The 13,086-nt window shown below is 68.6% G+C and carries 11 protein-coding genes and 2 pseudogenes; 4 read left to right on the top strand and 9 right to left on the bottom strand.

The window, feature by feature from the left end; translation table 11 throughout:
* Positions 1-521: 521 nt before the first annotated feature.
* From OG379_RS41440 to OG379_RS41425, 4 genes are all read right to left on the bottom strand, one after another.
* A complete protein-coding gene (locus OG379_RS41440; protein WP_331734902.1) occupies positions 522-953 on the bottom strand; it encodes a hypothetical protein in 432 nt (143 codons plus the stop codon).
* A gap of 75 nt (positions 954-1,028) precedes the next feature.
* On the bottom strand, positions 1,029-1,436 hold the full coding sequence (locus tag OG379_RS41435) for a DUF3846 domain-containing protein (RefSeq protein ID WP_331734903.1): 408 nt from the start codon (positions 1,434-1,436) through the stop codon (positions 1,029-1,031).
* A 556-nt stretch (positions 1,437-1,992) separates the two neighbouring features.
* Positions 1,993-2,415, bottom strand: coding sequence for a hypothetical protein (locus OG379_RS41430; protein ID WP_331734904.1), 423 nt, complete (start codon positions 2,413-2,415; stop codon positions 1,993-1,995).
* Between the two features lie 123 nt (positions 2,416-2,538).
* A complete protein-coding gene (locus OG379_RS41425; RefSeq protein ID WP_331734905.1) occupies positions 2,539-3,768 on the bottom strand; it encodes a DNA polymerase III subunit beta in 1,230 nt (409 codons plus the stop codon).
* 706 nt (positions 3,769-4,474) lie between these two features.
* Between OG379_RS41425 and OG379_RS41420 the strand changes: the two genes are divergently transcribed.
* Positions 4,475-4,684, top strand: a complete 210-nt coding sequence (locus OG379_RS41420) for a hypothetical protein (RefSeq protein ID WP_331734906.1) — start codon at positions 4,475-4,477, stop codon at positions 4,682-4,684.
* A gap of 147 nt (positions 4,685-4,831) precedes the next feature.
* Here OG379_RS41420 and OG379_RS41415 read toward each other — a convergent pair whose 3' ends face one another.
* A complete protein-coding gene (locus tag OG379_RS41415) occupies positions 4,832-5,242 on the bottom strand; it encodes a hypothetical protein (protein WP_331734907.1) in 411 nt (136 codons plus the stop codon).
* Positions 5,243-5,683: 441 nt separating this feature from the next.
* Here OG379_RS41415 and OG379_RS41410 point away from each other — a divergent pair, with 441 nt between their 5' ends.
* Positions 5,684-6,226: an SMI1/KNR4 family protein gene (locus OG379_RS41410; protein ID WP_405668885.1), complete on the top strand. Its 543-nt coding sequence runs from the start codon at positions 5,684-5,686 to the stop codon at positions 6,224-6,226.
* A gap of 322 nt (positions 6,227-6,548) precedes the next feature.
* Here OG379_RS41410 and OG379_RS41405 read toward each other — a convergent pair whose 3' ends face one another.
* Positions 6,549-7,562, bottom strand: coding sequence for a DUF6292 family protein (locus OG379_RS41405; protein ID WP_405668887.1), 1,014 nt, complete (start codon positions 7,560-7,562; stop codon positions 6,549-6,551).
* Positions 7,563-7,824: 262 nt separating this feature from the next.
* Positions 7,825-8,490, bottom strand: coding sequence for a hypothetical protein (locus OG379_RS41400; RefSeq protein ID WP_331734910.1), 666 nt, complete (start codon positions 8,488-8,490; stop codon positions 7,825-7,827).
* Between the two features lie 538 nt (positions 8,491-9,028).
* Here OG379_RS41400 and OG379_RS41395 point away from each other — a divergent pair.
* Positions 9,029-10,195 (top strand): DNA gyrase subunit B, encoded by a 1,167-nt coding sequence (locus OG379_RS41395; RefSeq protein WP_331734911.1) that lies wholly within the window; start codon positions 9,029-9,031, stop codon positions 10,193-10,195.
* A 181-nt stretch (positions 10,196-10,376) separates the two neighbouring features.
* Here OG379_RS41395 and OG379_RS41390 read toward each other — a convergent pair.
* Positions 10,377-10,661, bottom strand: a pseudogene (locus OG379_RS41390) (MFS transporter); the annotation flags it as partial.
* Positions 10,645-10,794: pseudogene (locus tag OG379_RS41385) on the bottom strand (helix-turn-helix domain-containing protein); the annotation flags it as partial. The pseudogenes OG379_RS41385 and OG379_RS41390, both read right to left, overlap by 17 nt.
* A 942-nt stretch (positions 10,795-11,736) precedes the next feature.
* Between OG379_RS41385 and OG379_RS41380 the strand changes: the two are divergent.
* A complete protein-coding gene (locus OG379_RS41380; protein WP_331735655.1) occupies positions 11,737-13,002 on the top strand; it encodes a hypothetical protein in 1,266 nt (421 codons plus the stop codon).
* The last annotated feature ends 84 nt before the right edge of the window (positions 13,003-13,086 follow it).

The raw sequence follows: 13,086 nt of genomic DNA, 5'->3' as shown, positions 1-13,086 counted from the left end.
ACGCACGACCCTACGGGTCGTAAAGATGATAAAGCCCTACGGGCTTTTAAACAATTCCTCCGGAATTGTTTATGAATTCCTCCGGAATTCACGCCCCGTCTTGCCTTGCGGCTGACGCCGGATCAGCGGGTGCCGCCCGGGTGGTGATCCGTCACCTGACCTACGGTCAGGCTCCGGCCATGTGTCCATGGCGCGTGGAGGAGTTTCGGGGGCTCCACCTGCCTCACCCCTTAGGTCCACTGATGGCTGTCACAGACAAAGACGGCAGCAAGAGGGGAGGGTGCCCGGGTCGGGCGGGATGCGCGTGCATCATTTTCGGTGGTAGCTAAGAACTGGACTCAGGCTACGCCCACGCTGCATCACTTGGGTACCTGGGTAGGGTCTGGGTTTCTGCGCCATCCCCACCGGGGATTCCTGTCGTGAATCAGTGAACCTGCGCAGTACTCAACCAACCTGCGCAGGCACGTCAAGCAAGAACACCACAGGAGGGGGCAGGGGGCTTTCCCCCGCCCCTGTGGGGGTTAGATGTGGATTACGGGGGCGTCGGCGTATTCCGTGCCCGGGAGAGGGATGAGGGGCCCGTCAGTGTCCGGGTGGATGGTGTAGGCGTCGAATGCCTCGGCGCGGGTGAGGGGCAGCGGGTCGCCGTCGGTGAAGCGCCAGCCGCATACGGTCTGGGGCTGTCCCATGGTGCGGAGGAGGAGGCCGCTGGGGTGTGCGCCTGATAGGGCGATGGCGAGCAGGTCACAGAACACGTACAGGTCGCTGCCATTGGCTGCCATTCCTTCGTCGTCCTGCACGAAGGGAAACAGCGCAATGGCGGTTCCGCCAATGCCGGTTACGCCAAGTGTAAGGGCGTGGCTGCCGATTCCTGCCTTGTCGGTTACTCGGTCGAAGATGTCCAGTGCCCGGTTGCGGTCGCGGTCGCTCGGAACCTGAAGCAGAGTACCCATTGTTGTTTCCCCTTTTCTGTCTGTTGGCTTTGGGCGGGTGGGGCGGCGGGAATTTCCCGCCGCCCGGCTGGGTACCTAGCTGCTGCGCCGGTCGCGCATTCCGGGGACCGTGACGGGGATAAACGTCAGGTGGAGTTCGACGAGTGCCGCGATTTCGTCTTTGTTGAGTCCGAGAGTTTCGCCGTGCCGGTCGGTTCCTCCGGTGATGACGACGTTTCCTACGTAGTGCTGGATAGGCTCGTTGTGGAGGGCGTAGAGAATTGTTGCGGAGCGGTTGACCGGGGCTCCGGTAATCAGTCCCTCGTCGTTGAGCCACATGGTGAGCGTCGGCGAGATGTCGACGGCATCAACGGCGTGGCAGTCAATCGCGCGGTAAAGGGTTTCGAGGTGTCCGCGTGCGCCGGTTGCGGGCCAGTCGATGATTTCGAATTCTCCGGTGGTACGGAGAATGAGGGCATGATTGTTCTTCTGTTCGGTGATCATTGGGTCCCTTTCGCGGGATGGGTGGGTTGCCTTGCGCGGTCGGCTGCCACTGCCGACCAACAAGAAAAGTGTATCGCGCTATGCCGATACACAGGGTTGTTTTCGGGGCGTTTCCGCAGGTCAACCCATATGGGTGGTGCCCGGCGGCGGGCGCTTGGCGGGTCGCCGCTCCCCTGCCGCGCAGCGGCTGGGGAACGTTCGGGAGTGCGGAGCGCTGCCGAACGTCGAGGGGGCCGGTTCGAGTGCGCGGAGCGCGCGGCCGGAGCGCGGAGCGGTCCGGCGGGCCGGGTTTCTCGGGCGTGAGAGCGCGGAGCGCTCGGTCCGGGCGCGGAGCGGCCGGGCACGCCCTGCGGGGTGAGGAGCGCAGCGGATCACCCCGCACGCGGCGGCGCGTCGAGCGCCCGCCGCCGGGGATCGCGCATATGGGTGTGCGTCAGGTCTTCCGGCTCGGCCGCGCCTTGCTGCGCCCTGGTCCGCCGGGCCCGTCGTGCTTTGCTGCGCCCCGCTCAGCCACCACGACCCCGCTGCGCCCTTTGTGCGGCGCTGCGCCCGGTGGTCAGGTGCCGGTAATGGCGCGTACGGCGGCGGCGAGCTGGTCGGCGATGCGGTCGAGTCCGTCGGTGACGCATGCCTCGGGGAGGAAAAGGCCGGCGGGGAACTCCTGGACGCCGCGCGGGAGCTGAGGGGTGTCGGGCCACTCGTCTGATGCGGCGACGTCGTAGGCCATGCACAGATCGCCTTCGACGTCGATCAGGAGCGTGAAGCACGCGGTGTAGGGGCCCCAGAGGGAGCCGGTGGTGCCCCAGTAGCCCGCGTCGGCATTCCAGCCGGGGCCGAGACGTCGGGCGGTGGCGTAGGCGATGTCCCCGACGCTGAAGGGGTATTCGACGCCGGGCGCGGGGAAGCCCATGCGGAGCGCGGGCGGGTTCTGGGGCGGCTCGGTGATGGCGACGGTCTGGTGGTCGTTGTGCTCGGGCATCAGGATTCCTCGGGTTGTGGGCGGGCCGTGGCTGTCCGGCCCGGTGAGGGGTTGTGGGGGCGGCGCGGCCGTGGTGGTCGGGCTGCGCCGCCCGGGTCGGCTGCTAGGGCCGTGTGGGGGGCGTCAGGAGACGCGTACGGGCATCAGGAGGTGGCGGTAGTCCTCGCCGGTGGGGTGGGTGCCCGTGGTGAGCAGGAGCGGCGGGACGTTGGTGCTGCCTTCCTTCAGGTCGCGGAGGTGGAGCGTGACGGTGTCTGTTCCGGCGAACGCCTCCAGGGCGTCCTTGAGGAGTGCGGGGTTGGAGTGGACCTCGCGCGCCTTGGGGGTGGTTCCGGCGAGCGTGGTGAACGCCAGGGTCATGCCCTTGATGCGGGCCAGGTCGTCCGGCTCCCCGATGCGCGGGGCCAGGGTGAGGATGCCGTCGTCGTTCCACCGGAGGGTGACCGGGCTGCCCCGCTCGCCCGACGCAGCGATCAGGGCGGCGCACTTCTTCAGGGCCCGCTGAGCGGTGGCCCGGTCCAGGGTGAGGGAGGTGTCCACCGTGGTGGGGAACAGGGCACCGTAGCGGGGCAGGTTCCCGTGGAGTGGCTGGATGGTGAGGGTGGTGTCGCCCACGGTCAGGGTGAGTTCGGGGGTTCCGAACGCGATGGCGACGGGGCCGGTGCAGGTCTTGAGGTACTTGGAGAGGCGGGTCAGGACGCTGGCGGGAATGAGCGTTGTCAGGGTGTGGTCGGCGGCGGTCGCCGGGTGGTCGGGGTGCGGGGTGGCGGGGACGTCGGCGACGGCGAAGCGGTAGCGGTCGGTGGCCGAGAGGTTGAGCGTCTGGCCCGTCAGGGTCATCTGTACGCCCGTCAGCATGGGGAGGGTGTCGTCTTTTCCGGCGGCCGGGAGGACGCGCTGGAGCTGGCGGTAGAGCTCCTGGGCGTCGAGGTGGGCGGCGGTGGGCGCGGGCTTCTTCGCTGGGGCGAACTCGCCCACGGGGGGCGCGGTGACCGGGACGGTGAGGTGGTCGGTGGTCAGGAGGTCTCCGGTCAGGGTGACCGTGGTGCGGGCTGCGGTCGCCTTGGTCTCTCCGGCGACCATCGCGGTCAGCGTCTTCTTGAGCTGGGCGAGCGGGAGCAGTGAGGCCCCGGCCCGGGTGACGGTCGCGTCGGGCACGGTGACGGAGACGGCGGTCTCCCAGTCGTGGGTGCGCAGGGTCAGGCCGGTGTCGTCGGCCTCGATGAGCACGCAGGACTGGGCCGGGGTCGGGGCGCACACGGTGCCGAACTCGGCGATCGTGAGGGCGTCGGCGAGCGGGCCGTAGGGCGCGGTGACGTGCGCGGTCGCGGTGGGGGTGGGCTGCTCGGACATGGGTCTCCCTTGGGTGTGGGTAGGGGGTTGCCTTGCGTGGTCGGCTGCCACTGCCGACCAACAAGAAAAGTGTATCCCGCTATGCCGACATCCGGGGTGTTTTTCGGGGCGTTTCCGCAGGTCAACCCATACGAGTGGGGCGGGGGCGGGGGGTTGTCGGGGTGCCGCGCCCGTGCCGCGTAGCGGCATGGGTACCGTCCGGCAGCGCGGAGCGCTCGGGGTGGCGCGGAGCGCCACCCCGCTCGGCCGGACGGTCCCGCCGTGGGGAGCGGAGCGGACCCGGCGGGGAGGGTGGTGGGGTCGAGCGCGCGGAGCGCGCGGCCGGGGAGCGGAGCGGACCGGCGGCCCCGGCATCCTCGGGCGTGAGAGCGCGGAGCGCTCGGTCCGGGGAGCGGAGCGGACCGGGCACGCCGCGCAGGGGTGAGGAGCGCAGCGGATCACCCCTGCGCGCGGCGGCGCGTCAACCCCCCGCCCCCGCCCCACTCAAAGAGTGAACGTGCCGTTAGGCCCGGTGCGCCCGAGCCGTCAGGCTCCCACCGCCCTTCGTGCCTTGCTGCGCCCGCTCAGCCACGGTGTCGCCGCGCCCTCCGTACCCTGCTGCGCCCCGTTCCTCCGGAGTGGGCGCAGGAGTGTTCTGAGGAGCATCCGGACGCCTGCGTGCCGCGCCCGGCATGCCGCGGCTGACGACGAGTCGCACCCTGGAGAGATGAGCACGCCGATAGTCATCCACCGCCTCTCCCCCACTGGTGGCCGGCGGGTCACCATCCGAGGACAGATCGCCGGGCTCGCCTACGACGACCAGGACGTCGTCGAGTTCCTGCGCCGGGCCGGGCTCCCGGACGCGGAGCAGTTGCTGGACCAGCCGGAGTGGGTGGAGTGGCGGGGCGGACGTGCGCACCAATACGCGGCGGCGTAGACCGCTGGGAGGCTGGCGTCGAGTTCGATGGCTGGCTGGCTCTGTCCACGAAGTCTCGACAGCACCTGAGCCTGCTGGGGCGTTACCCGTTGACCAAGGAAGCGAGGCCGGTAGAGCCCCAGCCGGGCGGGGTCGCGCTGTGCTGAGCTACGAGTACGCCTGCCACCAACGGTCGGCCTCAGCACGAGTCACTTCGGCGTCGTACTGACTCGCATCGAAGTGGAGTTCCGGCGGGGGATAGGGCATCTCGGTGTGCGCCCCCCACGGAACCTCCCAGTCCGACCACTGCACGATCTCCCCGCACCGCTGCACGACCACGGTCAGGAAGCCGCAGCAGCCACCCGTGCAGTCCGGTCCCCCCAGTTCCAGGAGACGAGCCTCGCCGGTCGCCCGGAGAGGGCTGGGGTGGCCGGCTGGCAGTGCATCAGCCGCGTACGGTCCGCGGCCACCTTCACCGACCGTCTCTTCAACCACGTCCTCGCCGTTGACCCAGAACCGCAACTGGGCAGGGAACCGAGGTCCCGGCGGCAACACCCTGATCTCCAAGCGATCGAACATCAGACCAGCCTAGGGGGCCCGCGCTGACTCGCGCGCGCGGCCAGCGGGCGCCTATCACGACCATGCCGACGGGAAGGTTCATGAGAGTGCCTCCCGTTCTCGTGAACATCGCGCCAGAGCTGATCTGGCTGCCTCCCGAGATGGTGAACAACCGCTGTCGAAACGCGGGTTCTGGCTCAACTTCTGTGAAACCACCCCGGCCGGGCTCGTGCCCACTCCTCAGCAAGCCTCCGGCCTGCCGGTTCCTTTCAGTCGCCGATCTCGGACGCCGAGGATCGGCTCGACTTCACAGAAGTTGTGCCAGAACCCAAGTACGGACAGCGAATGTTCACCACTTCGGGAGCCACCTCCTTTCAGCTCTGTTCGATTTTCATGGCCTGGGCAGCACAGCGAGTGGGGCAGCCGCGATGGGCTGTCAGCCCCTTGTGCCAGCATGCTGTCGTGACAGACACACGTGATCAGCGTCCCGCCGAAGCCACTCTCGACTTCCTGCGCTCCGCGTTTCCGCCGGAGTGGCGTGAGCCGGCGCTCGGGCATGAAGCCGTCGCGGAGTGGGAGCAGGAGAACCAGGTGGTTCTCCCGGAGCCGTACAGGACGTTCATCGCGGAGATCAGCAACGGCTCCAGCCTTGGTCCCGCCGGCGATGGCGGTCTCCAGCCGCTCGGCTGGCTGCCCGACACGTGGCCCGGCCTCGGCCCGCGGCAGCCGGGCGAACCGTTCCCTCTGGAAGCGGCCTGGCCCTGGGAGGACGACGAGGGTGTCGACCCCGAGGACCCCCGGATCAACGCCGCATTCATCAAGGGGTCCATCGTTCTCGGGGCCGAGGACGGACCGTCGTTCTGGCTCCTGCTGACCACAGGCCCCCGCCGCGGCGAGGTGTGGATGATCGCGGACGTGGGCGCCATCCCGGTGCCCGGCGACCAGGCATGGGGCTTCGAGGAATGGGTGCAGCGCTGGCACAGCGGCCACGACTGGTGGGACTGAACGCCCGTGCTGACGGGTCCCAGGTCACAGGCTGTTCGAATGTCGGGTGCCTCCCACAGTGGTGAACATTCGCTGTCCATACTCGGGTTCTGGCACAACTTCTGTGAAGTCGAGCCGGTCCTCGGCGTCCGAGATCGGCGACCGAAAGGAACCGGCAGGCCGGAGGCTTGCTGAGGAGTGGGCACGAGCCCGGCCGGGGTGGTTTCACAGAAGTTGAGCCAGAACCGAAACGCGTGAACAGAGCCAGATGACGGACCGGCGGCCCGGCCCCCTCGGGTGTGAGCGCGGAGCGCTCGGCGGGGCCCTTCGGGGTGTGGCGGGGTTACGAGGCGCTGAGAGCAGCGACCAGGGCGTCGGGTGAGGGTGTGGTGCCCGTGGCGAGGTAGCGCACGCCGTCGCCCTCCGACGGTACGGTCGCGCCCCGGGCGAGCGGGTGCCGGCGGGAGATCGCGGTGCGCCACCCGTGCCGCTCGTCCCACACGAGCGCGACCGCCGGGGCCTGGTCGGCGTCGAGCACGAGCACGGCCACCACGTGATCGTCGCCAGGGTGCTGGACATCGGGCGCGGCCTCGGTGGTGGTCCAGCCGGCGCGGTGCAGGGCGGCGGCGACGTCGGCCAGGTACGGGGCGGCGCGGCGGGCGCGCAGGACGGTTCCGGCGCGTGCGGTGGCGCGGCGGGCCTGTCCGGCGGGGTAGCCGAGTTGGGCGGCGGCCGCGGCGGGCGTCAGGTCCGGGTCGGCCTCGATGCGGTCGGCGATGCGGTCGGCGCGCAGCCGGGTCAGGGCGTCCTGCCCGGTGTTGCGGTGGACACCGAGGCGGGCGGTGACGGTGGCGGCGCTGATGGTGGGGTCGGCGTCGAGCAGCTCGGCGACGCGTGCGGGGACCTGGTCGCGCGGGACCTGGTCCCCGGTGTGCCGGGGCCGGCCGGTCCGGGGCGCGGCGTCGCCGGGGCGGCTTTCCTGGAAGGCGCGGACCGCGCGGCGGGGCCAGTGCTCGACCCCGCCTGCCTCGACCCGGGCCTTGGTGAGGGCGGGGTCGTTCTTGTACGTCTTCCAGGAGTCCGGGGCCACCCCGATCAGGGCCGCGCACTCGCGGCGGTCCAGGAGGTCGTTGTCGTCGTCTTCCTCCGGGAGCGGGGGGACCGGCTTGCCGAGGAGGTAGGCGTCGACCTGCTCGCCGTCGTACAGCCGCGTACGGGAGCCCTTCGAGCTGATCGGCTTCGGGAAACCCCCGGCCGCGTAGGGCTTGAGGCGGGTGTAGTGGTCGATGCCGACCCCTTGTTGCGCGGCGAGGTCCGCCAGGGTGCGCACGAGGTGGTGACGGCCTGCTCTGATCACGGGGGTGCTCCTCCAGAACTCTGTGTCGAACGACGGTAGCGGCCCTGAACCTGGGCCGGTGGGCGGTACGCTGCGGGTGGGCCCCCTTTCGGGGTGGTTGCCTTGCGGCCGGTACCCGTGCCACCCGTCTCACCCCCGTGGGCGGACTGAGGGTGCCGGCCTTTTACGTCCCGGCGGTGCCCCGCGCTGCCCACGACCGCGCGGCCAGCGGGGCGGGCTGCGGACCGTTCCGCCCCGGCAATTCCGGTTTCCTGCGGTGATCTCACATCCAGTCTTCACCGGCGAGAATCTTGTTCACGAGGGCGCGGGATCCCCCGAGGTTCACCGCGAGATCAGTTGCCGTGATCTGCCCGGCGCGCCCGATGATGCCTTCGTGCTTGGCAGCTCGCATGCGACCACCTGCGATCGTGCGCCACATCCTGGCCCGCGCTTCGTAGGCGCGGGCCAGGATGTGCGGGGCTCCGAGCTGCTTCACGTCGTCGCCGCCCTCGTTGAGCGCGTGGGCCAGATCGATGGCGCCCTGGGTGGCAGAGACGAGGGCGCTCTCCGCATCGTCGTGCTCCTCGATCTCGATGCGGTCACCGACGCGAACAACGCTGTAGTAGGCGCCGGTCCGCGAGTCGGCCCGTGTTGCTGCGAAGTCCACGTCCAGGCGGTTGGCCGGCCAGGAGAACGTGATGTCGGTCGTGGGCTCTTCCGTGCCACGCATGCTCTCTGCCATCTGGTGCAGCATCCAGCGCTGGGCATCCGTCTCGGTGTCGACAGTGAAGAACTCGGTGCCGCCGTTGACCGACTCGATGATGACGATTTCCTGGCCGGCGCCGGTGGTCCCACGGCTGTAGGACTCGTCGATCCAGGTTCGCTCCTCAGCGATGACGACGTCCTCCCGCGTGATGCCGGTGACCTCTTCTGCGGTGACGGTCTGCACGGTGCCTCCACGGCGCGTTGATGGTCGACTTCGCCGACCTGTGCGTACCAAGGTAGACACTCGATCAGTTAGTGTCAACCATGGTAGGCACTCGCTGATTCCTGCTCGCCCAGCTCGCCACCCTCGGACTGGACTGGGCGGCCTGACCCGCAACCATCGGGTCGAGGGATCCCAGATTCCCGACGCGGCAACCCTCATGAAGGAGCTCTTGCCCATCTCGCGGCACTGACCACGAGTGGACACGCATACGGAACGACGAAGTTCCTGGCGGACGAGTTCTCGCCCAGGCGCTGCACGCGCTCGTCTACCCGTCGCTTGATGGAATTGGGGGCCTCAGGGGCGCCCGGGAGGGAGTCGTGCGCGGCTTCGCCGGGCCCGCGGACATGTTCTGGGCGTGATGTGCGGCACCTGGGCCAGTTGCTTCCCGGCACGTTCTCACGCACCCGCCTGCAGCTCCGTCAGAATAGCTCTGACCTGGTGTTTTCCTTGATCTCGCATAGGCTGCGGGGGTCTGCCGGGCACTATGGGAGGGGTCTTCATGAGTGGGAAAAGAATGGGGTACGACGCTGTCAGGACCGAGGAGCTGGAGGGGCGGGAAGCCGTTCGGAAACGGCCCGGTATGTGGGTCGGATCGACCGGCGAACGCGGGCTGCACGAAGTGGTGCTTCAGGTCGTGGGCTGGTCCGTGAACCGTGTCCTGGCCGGCCGCGGAGAGGGCTCCGTCGATGTCACGCTGACCCACGACGGCGGCGTGCGGGTCGTCGACAATGGGCCTGGTGATCCCTTCGCGGCCGACGGGGACACCAGCGGCCGCGGTCTTGAGGCCCTGCTGACCCGCATGTCCGCCGATGAGCGTGGTGGTCGGCACATCGCGCACGTGAGCCATGGCGGCCATGCGGGTCTCTTCGTAGCCAACGCCCTGTCGAGCAGGCTGACGGCTGAGGAGCATCGCGGGGGGACCTGCCGGGTCCAGGAGTACGCGCGGGGTGTCGCGGCCACCCTGCCCGCCGCCACGGAGTCGATGACCGGAGGCAAGACAATCATTGCCTTCTGGCCCGACACCGAGATCTTCGAGACGACGCGGTGCTCATTCGCCATGCTGGCGGAGCGTTTCCGGCAAGTGGCCTTCCTCAACCGGGGCCTGGGGATCTCGTTGACCGATGAACGCCCGGCGGGCGGGGCCCGGGCGGTGAGCTTCCGGTTTCCGGACGGAGTGCGGGACTTCGTGGCCGCCCTCGACGCCGAGACGGGGGCTGTCCTCCATCCGGACATCATCGGCTTCGAGCGCGAGGATCCACGGATGGCGGGGACCATGGAGGTGGCCATGCTGTGGAGCGGTTCGGGCCAGGAGCAGATCCGCAGCTTCGCCAACAGCCGGGCCACTCGCCAGGGCGGCACGCACGTGGACGGCTTCCGGGACGGGGTGAGGGCGGCGGTTACCGCGTACGCGCGTGAACGAGGGCTGCTGGCGGCGGACGACGATCCCTGCGCCGACCGGATCACCAAAGGCCTCACGGCAGTCGTATCGGTGAAACTCGACCGCCCCGAATACCTCGGCGCCACGCACGAACTGCTGGGCAACACCGACGTACGCGGCTGCGTCAGACAGGCTGTACGAGAACACCTCGGCAACTGGCTCGAAGAGCAGTCGGAACACGCCACGCAGGTCCTCGACCCAATCCTCCGGAACACCCATCAGGACTGACCGGCGAGGGAAATCCCGCCAGGGCCGGGTCTGCGGAACGGCGAAGCTCCTGGTACACGAGTTCTCGACCAGATCGCTCGCCGTCGGGCGGCAGGGGTTGCTCGGCGCTGTCTACTGGAGGGCTGACCGGACGGCAGCGCCCCATACTCCCGAGGACCAGAAAGACCCCCAGGGCACACGGCTACCGCGGTCCGGGGCGGCGGCGTACGGCGTCGGTGGCTGTCCACGGTGCGATGAGCGCGGCGGCCGCGGAGACGGTAGCGAGGATGAAGAAGAGTGGTCCGTAGCCGTTGAGCGGCACAGCTAGGGCGGCGCCGGCGAACGGCGCGAGTGCTGCCGCTGTGGTTGCTGGTGCTGCGAGGAGTCCGGAGAGGCGGCCGTACTGGGCTGCGCCCCATCGGTCGGTGATGGCAGTGGCTTGAAGCAGGGTGAGTTTGCCACGCACCATGCCGGGTCCGGGAGATACCCAGGGCGTCGGCGAGGTCCGCGGGGTAGGCGGGGGCGTCGCGCAGGGCGAGCAGGATGCGGCAGCGGATCGGGTCGGCGAGCGCGCGGCCGAACCTGGCCAGCACCTCGATGTCAGAGGCAACAGTCAACACGCACGTCGTCCACGGCTGCGACGGCGGCGCATGGATCAACCGGCAACGCGAGCAAACCGTGTGGGAAAACCTGCTCCCCGAGCAGCAGCAGCGGCTGGAAGGCCTCGGGCTGACACCCCTGCCCCCAGCACCGGCCAAGAAGACAGCAGCGCCCGGGCCCGGGGCGTTCGAGCGAGGCGTCCTCGCGCTGGAGCAGTACAAGAACCGCACCGGCACCGTGACCGTGCCACGAGCCCACATCGAAACCGTGGCCGTCGACGGCGAGGAACACCCCGTCAAGCTGGGGGTATTTTCACGAATTCCAAGACCCGCAGGGCCAAGCTCACCGCCGACAAACTTGCCCAGCTCGCCGCACTCGGGCTGGAGTGGGCGGGCGACGTTGAGGATCGGTCCTCGACACGCCCGCTTTGCGAGCTGTGAAGAGCTATCGTCAGCGCGCTCAGGTCTGTTTGTCAGCCGTGGTTCTGGATCCACCATGCAACCAGCCCAGCCAATGCGGTGCCGCAACCGTAGGCCACGCCGCGGATTAGTCCGAACAATGCGGCCCGGCCGAGGCGACGCGGAAGCTGGCGAGCTCGAATCAAGCTCCGGCGGGAAGGGTGTGCAGCGGTCATGATGCCTCCGGTCGTCATGCAGTGTGCTGTCTAGTTCGGCATTTACATGGCAGCAGACCGCCGGATGTTGCTCAATGAGTCAATAAATAAAGGGAATTGTTGGCGTGAAAGATTCAACAAACCAGGTCCGGGGGGCTGAGTGTCTTCGTCTATGGGCAGGCCGTGCGACGGCCCAGAGCTGCCGAAGCTCACGCCGATGTCAGGTTTTGACGGTTCAGGCAGACCCGGGGGGCCCGATGATCCTGCGGGGTCAAGCCTCAGTGGGCCGCGGGGGCCCGGCCGGGTGCCACGTCCTCCCGACCCGGCGGATTTCCCGGGCGCGGACGCTATGCATGTCTTCAAGGTGTGCCTGTATGAGTTCCTCAACGGAGTGCACCGCAAGCGGCTCGCGGGCCGCATGCACATGGATCCCAGCACCCTTTCTCGCCTTGTCAACAAGAATCAGCGCATCGCCGAGGAGGATCTTGACCGGCTGATCGCCGCCGTCCGGACCTCAAGGGAGACGCCGCCCACGATGCAGGAGATCGTCTCTCTGCGCGGGCTGTACGTGCGAGCCGAACGCGAGGCCGACAGCACGGCCTTTCGTATCCGTGGGCTTCGTGCGGAGCGTGAGCAGGCAGTCAGACGGGCAATCGAGCGAGAGGACCTGCTCAACTCAGACCGCAGGCGTCTCGCTGAGCTGCGTACCAGGAGTGAGCGAATCCTTCGGGGAGGGGACGAGGAGCGCGCTGCGGAAGAGGAAGCCAAGCTGGTTCCTCTCGAAACACGCGTACGGGAACTAGAGCAAGCACTCGCCGAGGCGGTGGCCGCTCTCATCGCTCTGGAGGAGAAGTTGGCTCGTCTCGAACGACCTCACCGCGATGCAGGCGACCAAACCAGCATGCGCGTCCTGGCTGATGACCCGTTGCGTGCCGCCCAAGTGCTGGCGGCAATCCCTGACGAGCCCGGGCGTATCGCGATGGCCAGACGTCTGGTCCCTGAATTGGTCCTGCCCGTACAGCTCCTGATGTTCTTCGCGGAGCTGCTCCGAAGGGGCGGCGTCGAGACTGTGATGCCAGTCATGGTGGCGTCACTATTAACGATGCCCGTGCGAAACCTGGCCGCCGTGCTCGTGGCGGCAGCCTCGGACAGGTTGGCGCCAGATGAAGAAGACCTCGACGTGAGCTGGCCGATAGCCGAAGTCCGTTCCCTGCTTCACGGCATGGTCCACAAACAGCTGGAACCGGGGAATTTCGCTGCTCTTGCCCATCTACTGGATGCCGATGACCAGCATGGCCTCGCCAGGGAAATCCTCGCAGGCGGCGCGCAAGGCCCGGTTCACGATGTGCTCAGGGTTTCAGCCGCACTGCGCGGACTGGACGCGCCCTATCTGCAGGAGGCGACCGTGGGCCGTCGTCCCGAGGGCATTGCCGACCTGGCCGGCTCCCTGCGCGCTGAGAACCGCGACCCCGACGCCCGCTTGGTCCTGCACACCGCCGGCCAGCGGCTCGGGCACAGCGAACTAGCGACGCTCGCAGACATACTCCGGGTGTCCTTCCGCGCACATGACCTGCGCGACCTCGAAGAAGGGGCCGCATTGCGGGATGACGGCTGACAATGGTCGCGGCGAGAGCGCCTAGCGCGAACCCACATATCCATCGTGACCCGCCGGACAACGGCGACCGCCGGTTGCGGGTTT

Source organism: Streptomyces sp. NBC_01166, assembly GCF_045039765.1.
GTDB lineage: Bacteria > Actinomycetota > Actinomycetes > Streptomycetales > Streptomycetaceae > Streptomyces.
This window is presented reverse-complemented; position numbering and strand designations above follow the sequence as displayed.

Coding starts and splice junctions, on each gene's coding strand:
- OG379_RS41415 (WP_331734907.1), bottom strand. CDS start 5,242: ATGTTCGATCGCTTGGAGATCAGGGTGTTGCCGCCGGGACCTCGGTTC.
- OG379_RS41435 (WP_331734903.1), bottom strand. CDS start 1,436: ATGATCACCGAACAGAAGAACAATCATGCCCTCATTCTCCGTACCACC.
- OG379_RS41440 (WP_331734902.1), bottom strand. CDS start 953: ATGGGTACTCTGCTTCAGGTTCCGAGCGACCGCGACCGCAACCGGGCA.
- OG379_RS41395 (WP_331734911.1), top strand. CDS start 9,029: ATGAGTGGGAAAAGAATGGGGTACGACGCTGTCAGGACCGAGGAGCTG.
- OG379_RS41420 (WP_331734906.1), top strand. CDS start 4,475: ATGAGCACGCCGATAGTCATCCACCGCCTCTCCCCCACTGGTGGCCGG.
- OG379_RS41380 (WP_331735655.1), top strand. CDS start 11,737: ATGCATGTCTTCAAGGTGTGCCTGTATGAGTTCCTCAACGGAGTGCAC.
- OG379_RS41430 (WP_331734904.1), bottom strand. CDS start 2,415: ATGCCCGAGCACAACGACCACCAGACCGTCGCCATCACCGAGCCGCCC.
- OG379_RS41425 (WP_331734905.1), bottom strand. CDS start 3,768: ATGTCCGAGCAGCCCACCCCCACCGCGACCGCGCACGTCACCGCGCCC.